Genomic DNA, 23,467 nt, shown 5'->3' with positions numbered 1-23,467 from the left:
GATGACGATGCCCGATCACAAGGAGCACTACCGCTTCCGTGCCGAACTCGTGGACCGGCTCAAGGCCGACCTGCTCGGCCCGACCGGCGTCCGGGCGGACTCCACCGAGGAGTTGGACGACTGGCCCCTCACCGCGTATGCCACCGGCATCCTCTTCCCACGCACCGAGGAGGAGCTCGCCCGAGAGGAGGCGGGCGAGCTGGACCACGACGACGCCGACTCGACGCTCGCCCTGGACGAGACCCCGGACATCGGCATAAGTCTGGCGAACATTCCGCGCCCGTCCGCCACGGGCGTCACCTTCGCTGTGGACCCTTCACGTAGCCACACCGTGCTGATCAGCGCCGCCGCGGCCGTGTACGACCCGGTGGACCGCCAGGGACGGCCGACCGTGCCACAGCGTGCCGAACGCCGAAGCACCGGGACTCAGGACTTGCGTTGGCGGCGTCGCCCGCTCGAACTGCCGACCGCGGTCGTCGACGTCACCCTGCTCGACCAGGCCCCGATCCCATTGGCCGACGGCCTGGAGCTGCGTATACGGGTACGGAGGCCGAGCGGGTCCAGGGGCTCGGTGGCCGTCACCGCGACCCTGGTGAACACACACCGCGTAGGAGCGCGGGACATCAAGGACACTCACTGCTTCTTCCAGATCGGCCTGCGGGTCGATGTCCCTGACGGGGCACCCGCGTTGGTGGAACGCCCGGCGGAGGGCGGTCTGGACGACGAGGTCCGACTGAATCGACTGCTCCACCGCCATGCCCCTGTCTTCGCCACCGGCCACGGCTGCGCGGCCGACTGGTCCTGGACGCCTCCCGCACCCAGTGGTACCGACGCCGGGAACGCGCCCGCCGGAGTCTCCTCGATCTGGACCGAGGCCGTGCCGACGTACGAGGTCATGCTCACGGACTCCAACCCGGACATCGACGTCCGCCACCTCGGCATGCAGAGCCTGGCCGATGCCCCTCCGGACAAGGTCGCGGCCTCTCTGCGGGAGCTGATCGATGCCTACGGACGGTGGATCGTCGCGCGTGAGGCCGACATCGAGGGCCTGCGCGGCGGACCGTACGGCGACACCGAGTACCTGCGTCTGGCTCAGGAGCAACTGAAACTCTGCCGAGAGGCGCAAGAGCGAATGGCAGCGGGCGTCGAGTTGCTCACAGGCCACGGGTTGATCAACAAACGGGCCTTGGAAGCCTTCCAGAAGGCGAACGAGGTCATGGCCCTGCAGCTCGGCCGCAGTCTGTGGATCAAGGACGGTCGGACGGGTGAGCCCCGGCCGCAGGGCACCTGGCGCCCGTTCCAGATCGGCTTCCTGCTGCTCTGCCTGAACGGCATCGTGAATCCTGGGCACAAGGACCGCGGCACGGTCGATCTGTTGTGGTTCCCGACCGGTGGTGGCAAGACCGAGGCGTACCTCGGTCTGATCGCTTTCACCGTCTTCCATCGTCGACTGCGCCACCACGAGCTCGGGAACGGCGCGGCCGGGGCGGGTGTCACGGTGCTGATGCGCTACACCCTCAGGCTGCTCACACTTCAGCAGTTCGAGCGCGCCGCCCGGTTGATGTGTGCCATGGATCGGCTCCGCGCCGAGGATCCCGACCGCCTGGGTCGTGAGCCGATCTCCATCGGCATGTGGGTGGGCAAGGCAGCCACCCCCAACACCCTTGACGACGCAAAAACAGCCCTGCGCAAGTTGCAGAACGGCGGGACTCTGCAGGAGCAGAACCCGGTCCAGCTCAGCGCCTGCCCGTGGTGCGGTACCGATCTGCAGGTAAAGGACTACACGGTCGATCTGGACCGCGGGCACATGGCGATCAATTGCCCCGACGGTGCCTGCCCCTACCGGGCGGGGCTGCCGGTGCACGTGGTGGACACCGAGCTGTACCGGGTGCGCCCCACCCTGGTCATCGCCACCGCCGACAAGTTCGCCCGGGTGGCCTGGCGGGAGGACACGGCGGCGCTGTTCAACCGGAGCACCGGCCCGCACGGCACGCCTCCGCCCGAGCTCGTCGTGCAGGACGAGTTGCACCTCATCTCCGGGCCTCTCGGCACACTCGCGGGGCTGTACGAGGCCGCGATCGACCTGGCCTGCGAGAAGCCGAAGATCATCGCATCGACGGCCACCATCCGCCGGGCGCAGCAGCAGGGGAAGGCCCTTTTCGATCGAGAGGTTGCCCAGTTCCCGCCGGCCGGCCTCGATTCGCGGGACTCCTGGTTCGCGGTACAGGCACCGGCCGAGCGGAAGGCATCCCGTCGTTATGTCGGCCTGCTTGCCCCGGGCATCTCCCAGGCCGGCCTGCTGATCCGTGCATACGCCTCGCTGCTGCACCACGGCCGGCAGATCGAGGGCGACGAATCGGTGCGCGACGCCTACTGGACGCTGATCGGATACTTCAACAGCCTTCGGCTGCTCGCCGCCGCCGATCTGCAGGTACACGCCGACGTCAACGAGCGGCTTAAGACTCATGCCGAACGGGACACCTGTGAGACGCCTCGCAACGTGCTACCGGGCGAGCTGACGAGCCGGGTGCCTTCCAGCGAGATCAGGGGCCGGCTCGACGCCCTCGAACGGACCCTCGCCTCCGGATCCGCACAGGACGTCGTGCTCGCCACCAACATGATCTCGGTCGGCGTCGACGTCGACCGTCTGGGGCTGATGGCCGTGATGGGGCAGCCCCAGACCACCGCCGAATACATCCAGGCGACCAGCCGCGTCGGCCGCAAGCACCCGGGTCTGGTGGTCACCCTCTTCAACGCCACCCGTTCCCGCGACCTCTCCCACTACGAGGACTTCGTCGCCTATCACTCGGCCCTCTACAAGCAGGTGGAGTCGTCCAGCGTCACGCCGTACTCCGCGCGCGCCCGCGACCGCGCGCTGCACGCGGTCTTCGTGGGTCTGGCCCGACTGACGTTGCCTCTCGCCCGCCCCAACTCCGCCGCCGCACAGGTCGCGACCTTCGTCGGGGAACTGCACCGTCTCCGTGAGGAGCTGGTGATCCGCGTCCGGGCCATTGCGAAGGACGAGGCCGAGGCCACCGACGCGCAACTGCAGGCCTTCATCGACCACTGGCTCCGGCTTGCCGACGACAACAACAAGCTCGTCTACGAAGCGCCCTTCACCTTCAGCCCGAACCCGGACCGCGACCCCGACACCGCACTGCTTCGCACCCACTCCGACCTCGACCTGCTGGACGCCCACGACACGCTGTGGAGCCTCCGTGACGTCGATGTCGAGTCCGACCTCTACCTGGAGAAGTGACATGGCACGCCGCTCCTCGGCCGGCAACACCGGTACCGCTGCCCGTCGCGGCAACGCGCGCAGCACCCCGCTCGGCTCGGTCCGCCGCGCCCAACAGATCACCACGTACGGCGTGGGCTCGCTGATTGCCATCGGCGATCAGTCGTACGTCGTCAGCGGCCTTGACACTTGGGGGGTACGGGACGAGGACGCGATCTACGAGCCGCGCCTCCAGCAGCGCCTCGGCGTGAACGGCTTCCGCCTGCCCCCCGCCGCCCCTGCCCCCACGGGCAACGGTGTAAAGGTGCGTCGCTTCCCGGAGACGTACGTCTGTCCGGCCTGCCATGCGCTGAAGCCCTTCCGCGACTTCGGTAACAGCCGCACCGACAACACCTGCGGCGACTGCAAGGCCCCTCTCACGCCCTCCCGCTTCATCGTCGCCTGCCCTCACGGGCACCTGGACGAGTTTCCGTACTGGCGCTGGCTGCACTCCCGCCGCAGCGAGGAGCGCAGGTCGCGCCATCGGTGCGACCCGCGCGCCGCCGAGCTGAAGCTGCGCAGCGAGGGGCGCACGGCGAGCCTGCAGGGCATCGTGATCGAATGCGGCTGCGGCGAGAGCGGTTCGCTGGAAGGGGCGTTCAGCCGGGATGCCATGGCTGCCTTGGGGATCGCCTGCGGCGGAGGGCGGCCCTGGTTCGGCCGGGATGCCCGTGAGGACAACTGCAGCAGCCTATTGCGGGTGCTACAGCGTGGCTCCTCCGCCGCCTGGTTCCCCACAGTGGCATCTGCGCTCTCCATCCCTCCGTGGCACAACAAGCTGATCCAGCTCGTGGAGCGCAAACAGCGCCACTTGGTCGGCAAGAGCGAGGAGCGGATCCGCGAGTTCGCCGAGGACGAGGGATGGCTGGACGGGGGGCGCTACACCGTCGAGGAGGTGGTCAAGGCCGTGCGGGCGTTGGAGGACGCAGCAACGGAAGGCATCGAGGACGCCGAGGGGACCACAGGCTTCGAGGCAGCCTCCGCCCTCCGCCGTGAGGAGTACCGGCAGCTGTGCACGGTCACGGAGGAGGCACCGGAGAACGAGCACTTCGTCTGCGTCGAGCCGCGCGGCGGAACATCGGTGGGAACGGAGGTGCCCGGTGTCGAGCGCACCATGCTCGTGAAGCGTCTGCGCGAGGTCCGGGCTCTGCAGAGTTTCACCCGCATCGAACCACTCATGCCCACGGAGGCCGATCGGCAGCGGGCGGTCGCACCCGCCTTGAGCGAGGACATCGACTGGCTGCCCGCGATCGAGGTCATGGGCGAGGGCGTCTTCCTCACCCTCGACCACGAGAAGCTGGCCGCCTGGGAAGCTCTCGACGGCACCGATACCCCCGCCGCACGTACAGACGTCCTGCGCCGCAACCACGAGCGCCGGCTGCGTGAACGAGCCGAGGGTGGGGCGGCTCCGACCCGGTCGCCCGTGACGGCTCGCTTCGTCCTCCTCCACACCCTCGCCCACGCCTTGATCAATGAGTGGAGCCTGGATTGCGGCTACCCCGCCTCCGCCCTCCGTGAGCGTCTCTACGTCAACGACGAGATGGCAGGTGTCCTCCTCTACACAGCCACCAGCGATTCGGCGGGCAGTCTCGGCGGCATCGTCGCCCAGGGCGATCCGAGCCGCCTGGCGGAGTCCTTGCAGTCGGCACTCAACCGGATCTCGTGGTGCTCGGCGGACCCGCTGTGCATGGAATCCGAATCCTCCGGCGCGCACGGTCTCAACCTTGCCGCTTGTCACGCGTGCATACTCCTCCCGGAAACAAGTTGCGAGATGAACAACACGTTCCTCGACCGAGCCCTCCTCGTGGGTACCCCCAACGAGAAAGTGATCGGCTTCTTCTCCTGATCGCTGATGGGCCATCCTGGGCTCATGACACGCCCACCTGTCTTCCCGTCCTCGGCCGGCGTCTCCTCGCGCATGAGTCGACAGGGCAGACGGGACACCGAGCCGGAGCTGGCTGTTCGACGGCTGCTGTACGCCGACGGCCTGCGCTACCGCCTGCAACACCGCGTGCCGGGGATGGCTCGGCGTACGATCGACATCGCCTTCCCCGGCCCACGGATCGCCGTGTTCGTCGACGGCTGTTTCTGGCACGGATGCCCTCAGCACGCCACCAGCCCCAGAGCCAATGCGCAGTGGTGGCGCGCGAAACTCGACGGCAACGTCGCCCGCGATGCCGAAACCAACGCCCACCTCGAATCGGCGGGCTGGACGGTCCTGCGTTTCTGGGAGCACGAGGCCCCGGAGAATGTGGCCGAGCAAGTGGCCCGAGCGGTACGAACGGCCCGGCAACGGCCCACCGTCACTCTCGGTCCGCGTCACCGTGACCTGGCACGGAGATCAGGAGCGGCGGCCGAGAAGCCCAAGCCCGCAAGTAGGGTCGAAAAGACCGAACGATAAGTGCGGCAGGAGGAGGTTCCCGTGATGGCCGGCGTACCGACAAGTGTGGTGGCGGCGAGTGGGCTGCTCGGCGGTTACGGCGTAGCTCGCTGGACCAAGAAGAGGCCGTTGGGTGGGGTGGCGCTTGCGGCGGCGGGGGCCGTGGCGGCCAAGGGGTGGCAGGAGAAGGCAGGGGCGAAGACGGCGGCGGCCTTGAGCGGGGCGTATGTGGCGGCGTTTGTGGGGTCGCACCCGTTGGCGAAGAAGATCGGGGCCTGGCCTTCGGTGTTCGCGGTGGCGGGTGGGGTGGCGCTGGCGTCGTGGGCCCTGGCCGACCGGAAGGCGTAGCGGGTCGGGCGGTGAGTTGCGGAGGGCGGTCGCGGAGTGGTGTGCGCGACCGCCCTCTGCTGTGTCAGGCCGACGCCTCGGTCAGGAGGTTGAGTTCGGGCTCCGTGAGGGTCAGCTCGGTGAGGGCCAGGAGGGCCGGGAGCTGGTCCAGTGTGCGGGCGCTGGCGATGGGGGCGGCGACGGTGGGCTGCGCGGCCAGCCAGGCGAGGGCGACGGTGGCGGGCTCGGCCTCGTGGGCGGTGGCGACCGTGTCGAGCGCCTGGAGGACGCGGCGTCCGCGGTCGGTGGCCAGGTGCTTGGCGGCCTTCTCCGAGCGGGCGCTGTCGACCGTGCTGTCCGGGCGGTACTTGCCGGTCAGGAAGCCGGAGGCGAGTGCGTAGTACGGGACCGCGGCGACGCCGTGGCGGGCGGCGACATCGGCGAGTTCGCCCTCGTAGGTGTCGCGGGAGACCAGGTTGTAGTGCGGCTGGAGGGCGACGTAGCGGGCCAGGCCCTCGCGGTCGGAGAAGGCCAGGGACTCCTCCAGGCGCCGCGCGGAGATGTTGGAGGCGGCGATCTCGCGGACCTTGCCGGCCTTGACGAGGTCGTCGAGGGCGGTCAGAAACTCCGCGATCTCGACCGATTCGTCGTCGTAGTGGGTGTAGTAGAGGTCGATGTAGTCCGTGCGGAGGCGGGTGAGGGAGGCGTCGACCGCGGACTTGATGGTGGCGGCGCGCAGGCCCTTGTGGTCGGGGTGGGCGCCGACCTTGGTGGCGATGACGACGTCGGAGCGATTGCCGCGGGCGGCCAGCCAGTTGCCGATGAGGGTCTCGGATTCGCCGCCCTCGTTGCCCGGCACCCAGGCCGAGTAGACGTCGGCGGTGTCGATGAAGTTGCCGCCGCCCGCCACGTACGCATCGAGCACGGCGAAGGACTCGGCTTCGTCGGCCGTCCAGCCGAAGACGTTGCCCCCGAGGCAGAGCGGCGAGACGGAGAGCGAGCCGAGGGGCCGGCGGTGACGAGGGGGGTGGGAGGAGTGTGTCGCGGTCATGCGTAGGTGCAGCGTTGGGGGGAGGGGAGTTATTCCCGGTGGTTCCGGAGGTGTCCGGTGCATCGGTAGGGATTCCCCGGGCCTCCAGGGCCGCCAAGGCCTCCGGGCCCTCCAGCGCCTCCGGCGGGATTCCCGTTGTTCCCAAGGGCGTTCATGCCCCTGGGAACAACCCGGCTCCCCCGACGACCGCCGCCGTCGTCCTCGGACGCCTCAGACGTTGACGCCGTGCTCGCGCAGCCACGGCATCGGGTCGATCGGGTCGCCGGCGTCCGGGCGGACCTCCAGGTGGAGGTGCGGGCCGGTGACGTTGCCGGTGGCGCCGACGCGGCCGATGACGTCGCCGGTGTTGACCTTGCCGGAGGTCTTCACCATCGAGGACAGATGGCAGAACCAGAGTTCGGTGCCGTCGTCGAGGGTGAGGACGATGCGGTAGCCGTACGAACCGGCCCAGCCGGCCTGGGTGATGGTGCCGGAGTGCACCGCCTTGACGGGCGTGCCGGTCGGTGCGGCGAAGTCCTGTCCGGTGTGGTCGGCGGCCCAGCGGTCGCCGGCCTGGCCGAAGCTGGCGGTGAGCGTGTAGGAGGACACCGGGGTGATGAAGCTCTTCGCCAGTTGGGCGAGGCGTTCGGCCTCCGCCTTCCGGCGGGCCTCCTCCTCGGCCTTCCGCTTGGCCTCCAGCTCCGCCGCCTTCTTGGCGGCCGCGGCCTGCTCGGCGGTCTTCTGGGCTTCGGACGCGTCCGTGGCGGCCCGCTTGAGGGCGGCGCTCTCCGCGGCCTCGCGGGCCTCCTCCTCGGCGGCGCCCTGCTGGGCGTCGGCCTGCTGGAGGATGCGGCTGCGCAGCGCCTCGCCGGCGTTCGTACCCGTACCGGAGCCGCCCGTCTGGACGGCCTGGGTGAGCGGTCCGGACCCGCCGGCGCCCGAGGCCTCGACGGCGGAGTCCGCGCCCGCCTGCGCGTCGGAACCGCCGTCGGATATGAGATCGCCGACGCCGGGCAGCGAGGAGGCGTCCGGCAGGTTCTCGGAGAGGTCGTGGGCCATCCCGCCGATGTCCGGCATCGAGATGGGGACCGGCGGGCGATCCTCGGCGGTGGCCATACCGCCCGCGCCGACCGCCGCGATGACGCCGACGCCCAGCACCGTGCCGCCGCGGGCGAAGCCGCCGCCGCGCTGCCTGGCCACCCGGTGCTTACCGCGTACGGGCCGGACGGAGTCCTCGGTGGGGTTCCACTCCTCCCACGGGCCGTCGCTGTCGATGTCCGCACCACCGCCCGCGTAACCGTGGCCCTGGAAGGCTCCTCGGTCGTCGAGTTCGTACGCGGACGGAGCCTCGGGGGCAGGCCTGTTGGACGCCACGGGGGCGCACTCCTTTCCTTCCTTCTCGCCTACCGGGTTAGCTGACGGGTTCGGAGCAGGAAGGTCTCCTACGGGCACCCTCTGGCGGAGGCGTCCGATTCACCCCAAGGTGGTGGTTCCCCGGTTCCCTTGGTGCAGTTCGAGGTGCTGGAGGTGCGTGAAAAGCGCGTACGGGATTCGGCGTCGGCGCGCGGTGCCGCCACTTGCGACGGCTGGGACGACCGCGCTGCGTTATCGGACAGTAATAGAGGTCGTGGCCATTTTCCAAGCCTTCCCGGGAATCCTTATGCGCCGCGCACAACAAGGGTGTGGAATTTTTCCGCCACCATGACCACAAAACGGGCGAGTTGACCGCTCAACGCTAAACGATCTCGGCTTGATTGTGCGTCAGTTGTTATGCGGAGGGGTGCCCGCCGATTACGGAACGTGAGAGCGTAACGTCGGATCATGGCCGTCAACGTCGAGCGCACCGGAAATGTCGAGAGCCTCGCGAACGCCGGGCACCGCACCGCACGCGGCGTCCCTCGCAGCAGTGCACAGGAGGTGGCACTGCGGTACCGCGAGTTCTCGTGGCAGGAAGCCCGCGGACGGTCCGACGCCCATGAGGAGTTGAGCGCACGGATCGGTCACGACCCGGAACTCTGCGACCTGTTGTCCGGGTCCCTGCCGGCCGGCAACAAGCAGCAGCCGAACCTCCTGCTCGCCGCCGTCCGCCATCTCGACGGCCCGCACGCGGAACAGGGCCCGCGCGGCGAGGCGGCGTACGGCCGCTGGCGCGAGTGGACGATCCGGCACTGGGACGAGGTGCGCACGGTGATCATGCAGCGCGCCACCCAGACCAATGAACCGGCCCGCTGCGCCACCCTGCTGCCGCTGCTCGCCCGGCTGCCGCAGCCCTTGGCACTGCTGGAGGTCGGCACGTCGGCCGGACTGTGCCTGCATCCGGACCGCTATCGGTACCGGTACGAGTACGCGGACGGGGAGGCGGGGGCGGGCGCGAACGCGAACGCGGACGGATACGGGTACGACGGCGCGAACCGGTACGGGTACGGGGACGGATACGGGCACGAGGGCGGCGGGGCGGCGGGCGTTCGTCGGGCCGTCGAGGTCGGGGCGCCGGGAAGTCCGGTGGTGTTCGGGTGCCGTACGGACTGGGCGGCCGAGGAGCTGCCCGGCCGGCTGCCGGAGGTCGTCTGGCGGGCCGGGATCGATCTCCAGCCGCTCGACCCGGTTGCCGAACCGGACGATCTGCGCTGGCTCCAGGCGCTCGTCTGGCCCGGTGAGGAGGGGCGTGCGGGGCGGCTGACCGCGGCCGTCGAAGCCGTACGCACGGCGCCGCGGCCGCGGATCGTCCGCGGCGATCTGATCGAGGAGCTGCCCGCGCTCGCCGCCGAGGCACCGGCCGGGGCGACGTTGGTCATCTTCCACAGCGCGGTGCTGAACTACCTTCCGCCGGCCCGCCGCGAGGAGTTCGCCCGGCTCGTACGGTCGCTGCTCGACGGGCGGGCCGGCGGCGGGCACTGGATCTCCAACGAGCACCACTCCGTCCTGCCGTGGCTCAGCACGCCGGAACACCACCACACCCCGCCGGAGAACCGCCCCCCGGCCCCGGAGGACGGACTGCTGCTGACCCTCGCCCTGGACGGCCGGCCCGTCGCGCTCACCGGCCCGCACGGGCAGAGCCTGTACCGGCTCCCGGAGGCGGCCGGGGCCCCGGGGAGCTGACGGAGGCCGACGGAAGCCGCGTCCAGCACACAACCGCGGGCAGGGTCCAGCACACACACCGGGCAGCGTCCAGCGCACACCCCGGGCAGCTGACGGGTGCCGCCCGGCCCCTGGCGGTTCGGCGCGGGCTCTACGCCCCCATGGGCCGCTGCACCGCCAGTAGGACCATGTCGTCCACCGTCGCGCCGCACGTATGCCGGCCGACGTCCTTGGTGAGCGTGTCCAGGAGGGTGGCCGGACCGGGGAAGCGGCGGCCGCGCAGCCGGCGCGACGGGTCGTAGCAGCGGCCGCGGACGTCGCGGGCGCCGGTCACGCCGTCGGTGAAGAAGAGCAGCAGCGAGCCGGCCGGGAGGAAGGTCTCGTCCGACCGGTCGGGCTGGCTCACCACCTCGCCCATCCCCAGGGGCAGCGCCGGTGCCGTAGGGGCCAGCTCGCGCAGTCCACCGTCCGGGGCGAGCATCAGGGGCGCCGGGTGCCCGCGGTTGAGCAGGCGCAGGACGGACGGCGTCCCGGCGGGGATCTCGGCGAGTACGGCCGTGGTGAACCCCTCGGACCGTTCCGGCCCCGGGCGCCGTCCCCCCTCCCGCTCCAGCGCCCGCTCCAGCCGCCCCGCCACCGCCTCCAGGGTGGCCTCCTGCTCCGCCGCCTCCCTGAAGGCGCCGAGGACGACCACCGCGGACGCCAGCGCGTCCAGGCCCTTGCCGCGCACATCGGCGACCATCAGCCGCAGGCCGTGCGGGGTGTCCTGCACGGCATAGAGGTCGCCGCCGCTCCGGGCGTCCGCCTGCGCGGCCACATAGCGTGCGGCGACGGCGAGCCCGGCGATCCGCGCGGGCGGCCGGGGCAGCAGGGCGCGCTGGGCGGCCGCCGAGACGTCCCGTACGGACGCCGGGCGGGTCTCGCCGGGCCGTACGACCCGGTTGACGCCGAGCGCGAGCAGCGCGACGACGAAGACCGTGGCGATCTCCGTCAGCGACTGGTGGGGGTCGAGCGCGGCGCCGCGGCGGCCGACGCCCCAGATCTCGGCGGCCATGGCGGCCAGCGCGGTGAACGTCGTGGTGGAGAGCGAGCGGAGGGGCGCGGCGACCAGCGGGGCGGCGGAGAAGAAGGGGGCGGCGGTGTAGCCGGGCGGCGTACCGGCGTCCAGGACGAGCCCGCCGACGATCAGGAGGACGGGCAGCCGGCCGGCCAGCCGCCGCACCCGCGCGACCATCGGGCCACGACGCGCCCGCCGCTCCCCGTCTCCCGTAGGGGACCCGTCGTCCCTGGGGGACCCGTCACCAGTCGGGGATCCATCGCCCGTAGGGGGCCCGTCGCCCTGCACCATCCGTACCGGCCTCTTCCCGCTCCCGCCCCTTCCCCGGCCAAGGGTTCCGGCCGCGGGGGCGGGCCGCGACTCCTCGGGGGCCGGACGGGTCACCCAGGGGGAGGGAGCGGAACGGAAAAGGCCGGGGAGGCATGCCTCCCCGGCCACATCTGGTGGGCCATCAGGGGCTCGAACCCTGAACCAATGGATTAAAAGTCCACTGCTCTGCCAATTGAGCTAATGGCCCGCACCGAGCAGCATAGCCGGAGGATCCGCCACAGCTCGAAGGCATTAGCCATCGGACCGGTCGGAGGGGTGCCGCGGGCCTGCCCGCGGGCCGCCCGCCGGGGTCCTCACCCGCGCAACGCACAGGGCCCGTACGGCACTTGGGTGCGTACGGGCCCTGCGGATCAGCCTCTGGACCGGACCTCCGGGTCAGCGCTGTCGATCAGCCCTGAGGATTCCGTGGAGGGCGCCGGCGGTCAGCCGTTGCGCTTCCAGCGCGGCTTGTCGTCGCGGCGGCCGTAGGAGCCGGCCGGGGCGCCACGGTGGTCGTCACGGCGGCCGTACGGGCGGTCGCCGCCGGTGCGGTGGCCACCGGAGGACGGACGGCCGCCGGAGCGGTCGTCACGGTTGAAGGGACGGTCGCCGCCACCGGAGCGGTAGCCACCGGTGGACCGGCCGGCGGAGCGGTCGTCGCGGCCGAACGGGCGGCTGGGACGGTCACCGCGGTCGCGGTTGAAGCCGCCACGGTCGTCACGGCGGTCGCGGTCGAAGGAACGGCCACCGGCACGGTCATCGCGACGGTCACGGCCGAAGCCGCCACGGTCACCACGGTCGTCGCGACGGTCCCGGTTGAAACCGCCACGGTCGTCACGGCGGTCACGGTCGAAGGAACGGCCACCGGCACGGTCGTCACGGCGGTCGCGGCCGAAGCCGCCACGGTCACCACGGTCGTCGCGACGGTCCCGGTTGAAACCGCCACGGTCATCACGACGGTCACGGTTGAAGCCACCGCGGTCACCACGGTCATCACGGCGGTCGCGGCCGAAGCCACCACGGTCACCACGGTCGTCGCGACGGTCCCGGCGCTCGAAGTTGCCCCGGTCGTCGCGGCGGTCGGCGGAGGCAGGCCGGCGCTCGTCCGACGCGGCCTGGGCCGGCACCACGGCCTCGACGGCGGCCTCGGCCTCGGCGGTCTCGGCAGCGGCGGCAAGCGCCTCGGCCGGGTCCTCACCGCGCTCGCGGGCGGCCCGGGCGGTCAGCCGGTCGGCCTCCTCGCGCAGCTCGGTGGCGCGGCGCTGCAACCGCTCCAGCTCACGGGTGAGCTGGCCGACCTCGCGCTCGGCCTGCTTGGCGACGTTGTTGGCGGACTCGGCCTGGACCTCGGTCAGCGAGCGGGCGCCGGTGATCCGGGCGACGTCCTCGTCGAAGGCGCCGGAGCCGCCGACGATGTGCCGCGAGGCCTCCACGCCGGCGTCCTCCATCAGACGGAAGATCTGGCGGCGCTGGTGCGGCAGGGAGAGGGAGACGACGGTGCCGGACTGGCCGGCACGGGCGGTACGGCCCGAGCGGTGCAGGTAGTCCTTGTGGTCACCGGCCGGGTCGACGTTCAGCACCAGGTCGATGCCGTCGACGTGGATACCGCGGGCGGCGACGTCGGTGGCGACCAGCGCGTTGACGTAGCCGTCCTTGAAGTCCGCGAGGACGCGGGTGCGCGCACCCTGGGTCATACCGCCGTGCAGGGCGTCAGCCTTCACACCGGCGTCGACGAGCTGCTCGGCGATCCGGTCGGCGCCCAGCTGGGTGCGGACGAAGATGATGGTGCGGCCCTTGCGGGCGGCGATGGCGGCGGTGACCGGCGCCTTGTCCTTCGGCTTCACGACGAGGACGTGGTGGGTCATGGTCGTGACATTGCCCTGGGCGCTGTCGACCTCGTGGCTGACCGGGTTGGTCAGGTAGCGCTTGACCAGGGTGGAGATCTCGTTCTCCATCGTGGCGGAGAACAGCATCCGCTGGCCGCCGCCGGGCACCTGGTCGAGCAGCTCGGTGACCTCGGGCAGGAAGCCCAGGTCGGACATCTGGTCGGCCTCGTCGAGGACCGCGACCTGGACGGCCTCCAGGGAGCAGGCGCCGCGGTTGATGATGTCCCGCAGCCGGCCCGGGGTGGCGACGAGGATGTCGACGCCGCGCTCCAGGGCGTAGATCTGGTTGCCCATGGACGTACCGCCGCAGACGACCTTCATCTTCAGGCCGAGGACGTCGCCGTAGGGCTGGAGGGCGTCCGCGACCTGCATCGCCAGCTCACGGGTCGGGGTGAGGATGACCGCGCGCGGCTTCTTCTTCTCGGTGTGGCCGCCGGCCAGCTGCGCCAGGGTCGGCAGACCGAAGGAGAGGGTCTTGCCGGAGCCGGTGCGGCCGCGGCCGAGGATGTCCTTGCCGGCCAGCGCGTCCGGGATGGTCGCGGCCTGGATCGGGAAGGGGGTGGTGACGCCGTTCTGCGCCAGCTTGCGGACGACGCCCTCGGGCAGTCCGAGGTCGGCGAAGGTGATGGTGTCCGTCGCGGCGTCGGCGTCGGAGCTGGCGTCGGTGTCGGACTCGACCGCGGCGGCGGTCTCGGTCACCTCGGCGACCGTCTGCTCGTCCTGCTCGTCGAATGCGGGCATGACGGACTGCTCAGTGGAAATTGACATGCGAAATGCGAAACCTTCCGGAGTCTCGGCACGCGCCCAAACTCCGTGTGTTTCACAACGACCGCCTCAATGCGGTCAGCCACGGCAAGGGAGAGAACGCGCCACGCGGCGCGCTTCTGTTCTGGCGCCGGGCAAATGGGATCAAACGATCTACCACCATACGCACTCCGCCCCCCGGATGGCAAATGACCATCCGGCCGGCGCCTTTCCACGGCTCCCCCACGAGCCTACGCGCCCCTCACGCCCCTGTCCCCGCGCCGGTTTCCCCCGGCTCCCCCGGCTCGCCCGGCTCCGAGAGCGATGACATCGGCGAGACCGGCGACGGGCCGGAGGCGTGGGCGGTCGGCGGAGGCGGGGTGGGGCTGCTGGGCGGCGGGGTCGCCGGCGCGGTCGGCGTGCTCGGTGCGGGCGGGGTGGGCGGAGAGGAGGGCCGGTCGGAGTGGGACGGCGAGGGTCTCGCGGTGCCGGGGCGCCCGCCGTGGCCGTCGGAGCCGCCGTGTCCGCCGCCCGCACCGGGCTCCGGACCCGACGGCTGCACCGGGCTGGAGGGGACGCCGGACGCGGACGGGTCGTCCGCGGTATCGGCCGACGGCTTGCCGTCCTTGGCGTCCTCGCCCGCCGGGCGCGCCTCGCCGCTGCGCCCCATCCGGTGCGGTCCGCTGCCGCGGCCGTCCACACTCAGACCGCCGGGGCCGGGCTCCGCGCCCTTGCCGTCGTGCTGCGCGGCGCTGCCGGAGCGCTTCGGCTGCGGCGGGTCGCTGACGCTCATACAGCCGGCCAGGGACGCGGCCAGCGCGGAGACCGCCACCGCCGCGGCCACGGCCCGGGAGCGCACCCGGCCCGCCGGCGGCTGCGGCGGGCCGGCGCAGCCGGGAACGGGTGCGGGGGCGGAAGCAGGGGCAGGGGGCGGTGTCGGGGACGAAAGGCGGTTGGGGCTCGGGCGCACGGCGGGACCTCCGGATCCGGAGCGCAGGGACGGCGGCACGGACGCCTTGCCCAACTCCCGCCCCCCGCTTGAGGACACGCGCACCGCCGGGCCGATCGCCCCCGGCGCCGCCCGGGACCCCGCCCTGACCGTGCAGACGCCCCTGGGGCGTGCCCGCCACGTCCCGTCCGGCCCGCCTCAGCCGTAGCCCAGCGCATGCAGCCGTTCGTCATCGATGCCGAAGTGGTGCGCGATCTCGTGAACGACCGTCACTTCGGTCTCCGCGACCACGTCCTCGCGGGTGGCGCACATCCGCAGGGTCGGCCCCCGGTAGACGGTGATCCGGTCCGGCAGCACGCCCGCGTACCACTCCCCGCGGTCGGTCAGCGGGGTCCCCTCGTACAGGCCGAGCAGCTCGGGGTCGGCGGCCGGGGGTTCGTCCTCGACGAAGACCGCCACGTTGTCCATCAGCCGGGTCAGCTCCGGTGGGATCCGGTCCAGCGCCTCGGCGACCAGTTCCTCGAACTCCTCGCGCGTCATTTCCAGCACACCACCATTCTCCGCTACCGGGTCCCGCAACCGATGGTCGCGGACCGCCCGCCGCACCGCAGCCCAACCGGAGCCGCCACCCCCGGCGTAACGACCACCATGCCCGGGCATACGGGACCAATGGCCCGCGCTGAGCGCTCCCGGACACCGAACCCCGACCCACCGCACCGCTCCCCGTTCCGGCTGCTGCCTACCCGGATCGCCGGCGTACGTGCGCTGCCCGCGGCCGTCCGCCGCGGCTACCGCGCCCGCCGTACGCCGCCCACCACCGCCCTCGTCGAGCCGCCGCACCCCGCTGCCCGTTCCCTCGGCCTGATAGCCGTCGCCCTCCTCGGCGCCGCGCTGGGGCTGCTGCTCCTCGGCACCCTCCGCGTCCCCGTGGGCCCCATGGACACCAGCATGGCGCTGCGCCCCTCACTGGCCGGCGGCACCAGGATCAACGTCTCACCCCTCGGCGACCTGGAACTGCGCAGCCATGACGCGCCCGTACGACTCGACGTCGACGTCGACCGGCTCGATCCGGTCCGCTCCCAGGCGCTGGTCGACCACCCCGAGCGGTTCGCCGGCCTCCAGGACGAGGTCACCCATGACGTGACCCGTGGCGCCCTGCGTCTGGCGCTGCACTCCTGCGTCGCCGTGGCATCCGGCGCCACCGCGCTGGGGCTGGCCGTCTACCGCCGCCCACGCCGCGCACTGGCCGCCGGCGGTCTGGCGCTCACCCTGCTCGCCGCCTGCGCGACCACCGCGTACGCCACCTGGAACCCCAAGTCGGTACTGGAGCCGAAGTTCTCCGGACTGCTCTCCTCGGCCCCGTCCGTGGTCGGCAACGCCCGCAGCATCGTCAGCGAATTCAACGTCTACCAAAAGGAGTTGGCGCGTCTGGTCACCAACGTCACCAAGCTCTACGACGTCACCTCGACGCTGCCGGCGTACCAGCCGGACCCCACCACCCTCCGCGTACTGCACGTCTCCGACATCCACCTCAACCCGGGCAGCTGGCGGATCATCGCCTCCCTGGTGAAGCAGTACCGGATCAACGTGATCGTCGACACCGGCGACACCATGGACCACGGCTCGGCCGCCGAGAACCACTTCCTGGACCCGGTCTCCACCCTCGGTGCGCCGTACGTGTGGGTCCGCGGCAACCACGACTCGCGCACGACCCAGAAGTACCTGGCCGGCCGCAGGCACGTCACCGTCCTCGACGACGGCAAGGTCATCCAGGTCGCCGGTGTACGCATTGCCGGCGTCGGCGACCCACAGTTCACCCCGGACCGCTCCGTCGTCGCCGCCGGTGACCCCGCCGAGCGCACCGCGGGACGGCGGCTCGCCGACGCGCTGCGCACCGAGCGGCTGGCCGGGACCCCCGTCGACCTCGCGCTGGCGCACAACCCGGCCGCCGTGACCGAGGCGGACGGCCTGGCCCCGCTGGCGCTGGCCGGCCACATCCACCACCGCGAGAACAGCACGCTGCCCCGGGGCACCCGGCTGATGGTCGAGGGCTCGACGGGCGGCGGCGGGCTGCGCGCGGTGCAGAACAAGAAGCCCGAGCCGGTCCAGGCCTCGGTGCTCTATCTGGACCGCAGGACCAAGCGGCTACAGGCGTGGGACGAGATCACCCTCGGCGGACTGGGGCTCTCCCGCGCGGAGGTCAGCCGCCACCTCCCCCGCGAGAACCAGCCCGGCGCCACACCGACACCGGCCGGCCCGTCTCACCCGTCCGGCCCCTCCGCCACGCCGTCCTCCAAGCCCTCGTCAGGCGCGTCTTCGCGCCCGTCCGGGAGCTCTTCCGGCAGCCACGGGTAAACCGTTTTGGCGAACGGTCCTCCCATCCCATATGCTTCTCACGTCCCCGACGGCGCCGGTAACGACGCCAAGGTGGCCACCAGCCCTCATCGTCTAGTGGCCCAGGACGCCGCCCTTTCAAGGCGGTAGCACGGGTTCGAATCCCGTTGGGGGCACGCATCACCGTGTGTGAGAATGGTTCAGGCCGCTTTCGCACAATGCAAGGTCCTGTGGAGCAGTTTGGAGTGCTCGCCACCCTGTCAAGGTGGAGGCCGCGGGTTCAAATCCCGTCAGGACCGCTGCGGCTGGGTAGCTCAGTTGGTACGAGCGATCGCCTGAAAAGCGATAGGTCGCCGGTTCGACCCCGGCCCCAGCCACACCCTTTGGAAGAAGGCCCCGGTTCCTGGAACCGGGGCCTTCTTCGTTCCCCCTACGAGGTGCGCGCTTCCTTCGGCTCCCAGAAGATCAGCCGGGCACCGCCGCTGATGACCGCGGTCGCCCCGAGCCCGAGCCCCATACGCAGGAACCGGACATCACCCTCCCAGTCGTGCGGCGCGCCGAAGACCAGCCATGCGGCGAAAGCGATACCGGCGGCCATGACGGCACCACCGGCCATACGTCGTATTCCCTTGTCCATGCGGCCATTTTCGCCCGGGCCGATGGGCGCGTTCCACCCATTACCGCAGGCCCGCCGCCGCAGACGGTCGCCGGAATACCTGATAGCGGACATACCCGGCCGGCTCTCCCGGTGCCCGCCCCGGGCGGTCCCGGCGGCCGGCGCCCGGCTGTGCGGGCAAATGGTTCGCCAGTCGTTCGGCCGAGGTGAGATCCTGGGGGACGTATGTCCAGTCAGCCTGCCTCCGCCCTGCCCGACGGCACCCCGCACGCCCTGCCCGGCACGTCCGCTCCCACGCTCTCCGCCCTGCTGGAGCGCCTGCCCGAGCTGATGCTCCGCGATCAGCAGCGGCTGGGCCGCCGGCTCGACGGCGCCCGCCGGATCCGTAAGCCCGAAGCCCGGGCGGCCGTGCTCGCCGAGATCGCGGACGGCATCGACGAGGCGGAGCTGCGCATGGCCCAGCGCCGCGCCGCGGTGCCGGAGATCACGTACCCGGAAGAGCTGCCGGTCAGCCAGAAGAAGGACGAGATCCTGGCCGCGATCCGCGACCACCAGGTGGTGATCGTCGCGGGTGAGACCGGCTCCGGCAAGACGACCCAGATCCCCAAGATCTGCCTGGAGCTCGGCCGGGGCGTACGCGGTCTGATCGGGCACACCCAGCCGCGCCGGATCGCGGCCCGCACGGTCGCCGAGCGGGTGGCCGAGGAGCTGAAGACCCCGCTGGGCGAGGCGGTCGGCTGGAAGGTCCGCTTCACGGACCAGGTCGGCGGGGACACCCTGGTCAAGCTGATGACGGACGGCATTCTGCTCGCCGAGATCCAGACGGACCGCGAGCTGCGCCAGTACGACACGCTCATCATCGACGAGGCGCACGAGCGCAGCCTCAACATCGACTTCATCCTCGGCTACCTCGCGCAGTTGCTGCCCCGCCGCCCGGACCTGAAGGTCGTGATCACCTCCGCGACCATCGATCCGGAGCGGTTCGCGCGGCACTTCGGCTCCTTCGCCTCGGTGGGAGCCGCCCCGGACACCGCACCGGGCGGCGACGGGGCGAAGTCCGGCGCGCCGGTCGTCGAGGTCTCCGGACGGACGTACCCGGTCGAGGTGCGCTACCGCCCGCTGCTGGAGGAGGGCGGTCAGGACGCGGACCGCGACCAGATCACCGCGATCTGCGACGCGGTGGACGAGCTCCAGGCCGCCGGGCCCGGCGACATCCTGGTCTTCCTCTCCGGGGAGCGGGAGATCCGCGACACCGCGGACGCGCTCAACAAGAAGCAGCTGCCGCACACCGAGGTCCTGCCGCTGTACGCCCGGCTGTCGCACGCCGAGCAGCACCGGGTCTTCCAGCGGCACACCGGCCGGCGGATCGTCCTCGCCACGAACGTCGCCGAGACCTCGCTGACCGTCCCGGGCATCCGGTACGTCATCGACCCGGGCATGGCCCGGATCTCGCGCTACAGCTACCGCACCAAGGTCCAGCGGCTGCCCATCGAGCCGGTCTCGCAGGCCAGCGCCAACCAGCGCAAGGGCCGCTGCGGCCGTACGAGCGACGGCATCTGCATCCGCCTCTACTCCGAGGACGACTTCCTCTCCCGGCCGGAATTCACCGACGCGGAGATCCTGCGGACGAACCTCGCCTCCGTCATCCTCCAGATGACCGCGGCCGGCCTCGGCGACATCGAGAAGTTCCCGTTCATCGACCCGCCGGACCGCCGCAACATCAAGGACGGCGTCGATCTGCTCGGCGAACTGGGCGCGCTGGACACCAAGCAGAAGGACCCCAGGAAGCGGCTCACCCAGCTCGGCCGCAAGCTGTCCCAGCTGCCGGTCGACCCGCGGCTGGCCCGGATGGTGCTGGAGGCGGACCGCAACGGCTGTGTCCGCGAGGTCATGGTCATCGCGTCGGCGCTGTCCATCCAGGATCCGCGCGAGCGGCCCGCCGACAAGCAGCAGCAGGCCGATCAGCAGCACGCCCGCTTCAAGGACGAGACCAGCGACTTCCTGGCGTACCTGAACCTGTGGCGCTACGTCCGCGAGCAGCAGAAGGAGCTCTCCTCCTCGGCCTTCCGGCGGATGTGCCGCAGCGAGTTCCTGAACTACCTCCGGATACGCGAGTGGCAGGACATCTACTCCCAGCTGCGTACGGTCGCCAAGACGATGGGGATCCATCTGAGCGAGGAGGACGCGGCACCGGACCGCATCCACACCTCCCTGCTCGCCGGTTTGCTTTCGCACATCGGGCTGAAGGATACGGACGCCAAGAACGAGTATCTCGGCGCCCGCAGCGCCAAGTTCGCGGTCTTCCCGGGCTCCGCGCTCTTCAAGAAGCCCCCGCGCTGGGTGATGTCGGCGGAGCTGGTGGAGACCTCCCGCCTGTGGGCGCGGGTGAACGCGAAGATCGAGCCCGAGTGGATCGAGCCGCTCGCCCAGCACCTGGTCAAGCGCACATACAGCGAGCCGCACTGGGAACAGAAGATGGCCGCGGTGATGGCGTACGAGCGGGTGACGCTCTACGGCGTGCCGATCGTCGCCCAGCGCAAGGTGAACTACGGCCGGATCGATCCGGAGACCTCCCGGGATCTGTTCATCCGCAATGCCCTGGTCGAGGGCGATTGGCGCACCCACCACCAGTTCTTCCATGACAACCGCAAACTGCTCGGCGAGGTCGAGGAGTTGGAGCACCGCGCCCGGCGCCGCGACATCCTCGTGGACGACGAGACGCTGTTCGACTTCTACGACCAGCGCATCCCGGCGGACGTGGTCTCCGGGGCGCACTTCGACTCCTGGTGGAAGAAGAAGCGTCACGACGAGCCGGAGCTGCTGAACTTCGAGCACTCCATGCTCATCAACGAGTCCGCCGAGGCCGTCACCAAGGACGACTACCCGGACTCCTGGCGCCAGGGGAAGCTGAAGTTCAAGGTCACCTACCAGTTCGAGCCGGGCGCGGACGCCGACGGCGTGACCGTCCATATCCCCCTCCAGGTGCTCAACCAGGTCTCCTCCGAGGGCTTCGACTGGCAGATCCCGGGTCTGCGCGAGCAGCTGGTGACCGAGCTGATCCGGTCGCTGCCCAAGCCGATCCGGCGCAACTACGTCCCGGCACCGAACTTCGCGGCCCGCTTCCTGGACTCCGCTGTTCCGCTCCAGGGCTCCCTGACCTCGTCCCTGGCCGCGGGGCTGCAACGGATGGTGGGGGTGCCCGTCGAGGCCGCGGACTTCGACACCGGCAAGATCCCCGACCACCTCAAGATCACCTTCCGGGTGGTCGACGAGCGGCGCCGTAAGCTCGCCGAGGCCAAGGACCTGGAGGCGCTGCGGCTGAAGCTCAAGCCGAAGACCCGGGCGGCGATCTCCAAGGCCTTCGAGCAGGCCGCCGAGCGCCCCGCCAGGGACCGCGGGGGCGCCAAGGGGTCCGCCGGCGACGGGCCGGCGACGGCCGGCCCTGAGCAGCGCACCGGGCTGACGTCCTGGACGCTCGGCACCCTGCCGCGCACCTTCGAGACCCGGCGGGCGGGCCAGCCGCTGAAGGCGTACCCGGCGCTGGTCGACGAGGGCAGCAGCGTGGCCGTACGGCTCTTCGACACCGAGGCGGAGCAGCTGACGGCGATGTGGGCGGGCACCCGCCGCCTCATCCTGCTCAACATCCCCTCCAACCCCGCCAAGTTCGCCCAGGACAAGCTGAGCAACCAGCAGAAGCTCGCGCTGTCCCGTAATCCGCACGGCTCGATCGGGGCGCTCTTCGAGGACTGTGTGACCGCCGCGGCCGACCGGCTGATCGCGGCGCACGGCGGTCCGGCGTGGGACGAGGAGTCCTTCCGGAAGCTGTTCGACGCGGTACGGGCCGATCTGGTCGACGTCACGCTGAGGACGATCCAGCAGGTCCAGGAGGTGCTGGCGGCCTGGCAGGCGTGCGAGCGCCGGCTGAAGGACACCACCTTCCCCTCGCTGCTGCCGTCGCTCGCGGACATCAAGGAGCAGCTGGAAGCGCTGATCAAGCCGGGCTTCGTCACGGCGCACGGCGCCAAGCGGCTGCCGGACCTGATGCGCTATCTGGTGGCCGCCGACCGCCGGCTCCAGCAGCTGCCCACCAACGCCGAGCGGGACCGCACCCGTATGGCGAAGGTGAAGGAGATGCAGGACGAATACGCCTGGCTGCTGGAGCAGTTCCCGCCGGGGCGTCCGGTGCCGGCCGCGGCCCGGGAGATCCGCTGGATGATCGAGGAGCTGCGGGTGAGCTACTTCGCGCACGCCCTGGGCACCGCGTACCCGGTCTCCGACAAGCGCATCGTGAAGGCGGTGGACGCCGCGGTGCCCCGCTGAGCGGCGCCCCCGGCAGCGAGTTCGACCGCACCCCCTGACCTGCTGTACAGTCTTGCTTCGCAGCCCGCCGCAAGCGGAAAGCAACGCAAGGTCCTGTGGAGCAGTTTGGAGTGCTCGCCACCCTGTCAAGGTGGAGGCCGCGGGTTCAAATCCCGTCAGGACCGCTTTTTTACGGCCCGCATCGCCCGTCGATGCGGGCCGTACTGCTGTCCGTACAGGCCGCGTCCGCGGCGGAGCCGCCATCGGACACCGCAAATCCCGTCAGGACCGCTTCCTTATGGCCCGTATCCCCTGGGGATGCGGGCCGTACTGCTGCCCGGACCCCACACCTCTCCGGCCGCCGCGATCAGGAACCGCGAAATCACGTCAGGACCGCATCTTCAGGCCCGCATCGGCATCCGGTGCGGGCCGTCCCGCGTTCGCCCGTGGCGCCCCGGTCCCGGCGCGGACCAGGCACGGGACGCCGCCACGCCGGATGCGGGCCGTAATTGCCGCGCTGCCGGCTGTATTGACGGAGGGCAGCGTCGCCGGTACTCACTTGGGAAGGCGTGGGGGCCGGGGAGGGATCTGGGATGACGACTGCGGTACGGCACGAGACCAAGGCACTGCTGCGAGCCCATCTGTCGGCCGCCACGGGCTACCGCCATCTGACCCGGCACTGCCCCATCTGCCATCAGCTCCAGCGGCTCGTCATGGAGCCGCACACGGCCCCCTCCGGGCCCTCGGCGCCCGAGAGTGCTCCGGCGCCCGCTCCGGCCGTCTCCGGGCCGCCGGCGGCCGGGGACGAAAGTCCCGCATCCCGGTGACCAAGGACGCCTGCGCCGCGGCGCGGTAGGTGACAGGCTGTTGGGTACTGACGGGGAAAAGTTCTCTACCCCAGCGGACGTATCGGCTTCAAGCGATGCGCCGTGTGACGGGTGTCACCGAACTGGTTCGGCGGAACAGGGAACTTACACCCTCCCTACAACCGGTCAATTTAATATGTGCAATTGCACGGCACCTGAATGGGTTCCGGAGGCGGTGGCAGGAGGCCGCGCCAAAAGGCCCTCAGAGGGCTCCTGAGGGCACCCAGAGCGCCGTCCGGGTTGCTGTCGGCGTCAGGGCGAACCGACCGCCCTGAAGGGCGCCGGAGCGGGCGCACACAAAAAGATCGCGCTGGA

General features: G+C 71.1%; 15 protein-coding genes, 5 tRNA genes and 1 riboswitch. Of the genes, 12 read left to right on the top strand and 8 right to left on the bottom strand.

What is annotated here, in order from left to right:
• The first annotated feature begins 1 nt into the window (after nucleotide 1).
• Genes ACZ55A_RS31530 through ACZ55A_RS31515 form a run of 4 tightly spaced genes read left to right on the top strand, consistent with a single transcriptional unit; the run spans nucleotide 2 to nucleotide 6,005 of the window.
• A complete protein-coding gene (locus ACZ55A_RS31530; RefSeq protein WP_468847284.1) occupies nucleotides 2-3,259 on the top strand; it encodes a helicase-related protein in 3,258 nt (1,085 codons plus the stop codon).
• Between the two features lies 1 nt (nucleotide 3,260).
• Nucleotides 3,261-5,123: a DrmB family protein gene (gene drmB, locus ACZ55A_RS31525; RefSeq protein WP_468847281.1), complete on the top strand. Its 1,863-nt coding sequence runs from the start codon at nucleotides 3,261-3,263 to the stop codon at nucleotides 5,121-5,123.
• A gap of 24 nt (nucleotides 5,124-5,147) precedes the next feature.
• Nucleotides 5,148-5,678 carry a very short patch repair endonuclease gene (locus tag ACZ55A_RS31520; RefSeq protein ID WP_468847279.1) on the top strand — a complete coding sequence of 177 codons (531 nt, stop codon included), beginning with the start codon at nucleotides 5,148-5,150 and terminating at the stop codon, nucleotides 5,676-5,678.
• A 24-nt stretch (nucleotides 5,679-5,702) separates the two neighbouring features.
• A complete protein-coding gene (locus tag ACZ55A_RS31515; RefSeq protein ID WP_468847276.1) occupies nucleotides 5,703-6,005 on the top strand; it encodes a hypothetical protein in 303 nt (100 codons plus the stop codon).
• A gap of 64 nt (nucleotides 6,006-6,069) precedes the next feature.
• Here the strand turns inward: ACZ55A_RS31515 and ACZ55A_RS31510 are convergent, their stop codons facing one another.
• Nucleotides 6,070-7,035 carry an aldo/keto reductase gene (locus ACZ55A_RS31510; RefSeq protein WP_468847273.1) on the bottom strand — a complete coding sequence of 322 codons (966 nt, stop codon included), beginning with the start codon at nucleotides 7,033-7,035 and terminating at the stop codon, nucleotides 6,070-6,072.
• 210 nt (nucleotides 7,036-7,245) lie between these two features.
• A complete protein-coding gene (locus ACZ55A_RS31505) occupies nucleotides 7,246-8,388 on the bottom strand; it encodes a M23 family metallopeptidase (RefSeq protein ID WP_468847270.1) in 1,143 nt (380 codons plus the stop codon).
• Between the two features lie 11 nt (nucleotides 8,389-8,399).
• A riboswitch (cyclic di-AMP (ydaO/yuaA leader) is annotated at nucleotides 8,400-8,545 on the bottom strand.
• Nucleotides 8,546-8,835: 290 nt separating this feature from the next.
• Between ACZ55A_RS31505 and ACZ55A_RS31500 the strand changes: the two genes are divergently transcribed.
• Nucleotides 8,836-10,113, top strand: coding sequence for a DUF2332 family protein (locus ACZ55A_RS31500; protein WP_468847268.1), 1,278 nt, complete (start codon nucleotides 8,836-8,838; stop codon nucleotides 10,111-10,113).
• Nucleotides 10,114-10,243: 130 nt separating this feature from the next.
• Here ACZ55A_RS31500 and ACZ55A_RS31495 read toward each other — a convergent pair whose 3' ends face one another.
• The 5 genes from ACZ55A_RS31495 to ACZ55A_RS31475 form a co-directional block, all read right to left on the bottom strand.
• A complete protein-coding gene (locus ACZ55A_RS31495; RefSeq protein ID WP_468847266.1) occupies nucleotides 10,244-11,326 on the bottom strand; it encodes a PP2C family protein-serine/threonine phosphatase in 1,083 nt (360 codons plus the stop codon).
• A 264-nt stretch (nucleotides 11,327-11,590) separates the two neighbouring features.
• Nucleotides 11,591-11,666: transfer RNA gene (locus tag ACZ55A_RS31490), tRNA-Lys, on the bottom strand.
• 235 nt (nucleotides 11,667-11,901) lie between these two features.
• The gene (locus ACZ55A_RS31485; RefSeq protein ID WP_468847264.1) at nucleotides 11,902-14,112 is read right to left on the bottom strand and encodes a DEAD/DEAH box helicase; all 2,211 of its coding nucleotides are present in this window, start codon (nucleotides 14,110-14,112) and stop codon (nucleotides 11,902-11,904) included.
• A gap of 238 nt (nucleotides 14,113-14,350) precedes the next feature.
• Nucleotides 14,351-14,932, bottom strand: a complete 582-nt coding sequence (locus ACZ55A_RS31480) for a hypothetical protein (protein WP_468847261.1) — start codon at nucleotides 14,930-14,932, stop codon at nucleotides 14,351-14,353.
• A 303-nt stretch (nucleotides 14,933-15,235) separates the two neighbouring features.
• Complete coding sequence (locus tag ACZ55A_RS31475) at nucleotides 15,236-15,586, bottom strand: metallopeptidase family protein (protein ID WP_069566938.1); 351 nt, start codon at nucleotides 15,584-15,586, stop codon at nucleotides 15,236-15,238.
• 120 nt (nucleotides 15,587-15,706) lie between these two features.
• On the opposite strand from ACZ55A_RS31475, the gene ACZ55A_RS31470 reads away from it, so the two are divergent.
• From ACZ55A_RS31470 to ACZ55A_RS31455, 4 genes are all read left to right on the top strand, one after another.
• Nucleotides 15,707-17,392, top strand: coding sequence for a metallophosphoesterase family protein (locus tag ACZ55A_RS31470; protein ID WP_468847258.1), 1,686 nt, complete (start codon nucleotides 15,707-15,709; stop codon nucleotides 17,390-17,392).
• 82 nt (nucleotides 17,393-17,474) lie between these two features.
• Nucleotides 17,475-17,547, top strand: a tRNA-Glu gene (locus ACZ55A_RS31465).
• A 48-nt stretch (nucleotides 17,548-17,595) separates the two neighbouring features.
• Nucleotides 17,596-17,670: transfer RNA gene (locus ACZ55A_RS31460), tRNA-Asp, on the top strand.
• 4 nt (nucleotides 17,671-17,674) lie between these two features.
• Nucleotides 17,675-17,748 (top strand) — tRNA-Phe (locus ACZ55A_RS31455).
• A gap of 53 nt (nucleotides 17,749-17,801) precedes the next feature.
• Here ACZ55A_RS31455 and ACZ55A_RS31450 read toward each other — a convergent pair.
• Complete coding sequence (locus ACZ55A_RS31450; RefSeq protein ID WP_468847255.1) at nucleotides 17,802-18,008, bottom strand: hypothetical protein; 207 nt, start codon at nucleotides 18,006-18,008, stop codon at nucleotides 17,802-17,804.
• A 204-nt stretch (nucleotides 18,009-18,212) separates the two neighbouring features.
• Between ACZ55A_RS31450 and hrpA the strand changes: the two genes are divergently transcribed.
• From hrpA to ACZ55A_RS31435, 3 genes are all read left to right on the top strand, one after another.
• Entirely contained in the window at nucleotides 18,213-22,307 is a 4,095-nt protein-coding gene (gene hrpA, locus ACZ55A_RS31445) for an ATP-dependent RNA helicase HrpA (RefSeq protein WP_468847252.1), read from the top strand.
• Nucleotides 22,308-22,396: 89 nt separating this feature from the next.
• Nucleotides 22,397-22,471: transfer RNA gene (locus ACZ55A_RS31440), tRNA-Asp, on the top strand.
• Between the two features lie 408 nt (nucleotides 22,472-22,879).
• Nucleotides 22,880-23,113 carry a DUF6274 family protein gene (locus ACZ55A_RS31435; protein WP_468847250.1) on the top strand — a complete coding sequence of 78 codons (234 nt, stop codon included), beginning with the start codon at nucleotides 22,880-22,882 and terminating at the stop codon, nucleotides 23,111-23,113.
• Nucleotides 23,114-23,467: the final 354 nt, after the last annotated feature.

The organism is Streptomyces sp. NPDC034111 (assembly GCF_055575375.1).
This window is presented reverse-complemented; position numbering and strand designations above follow the sequence as displayed.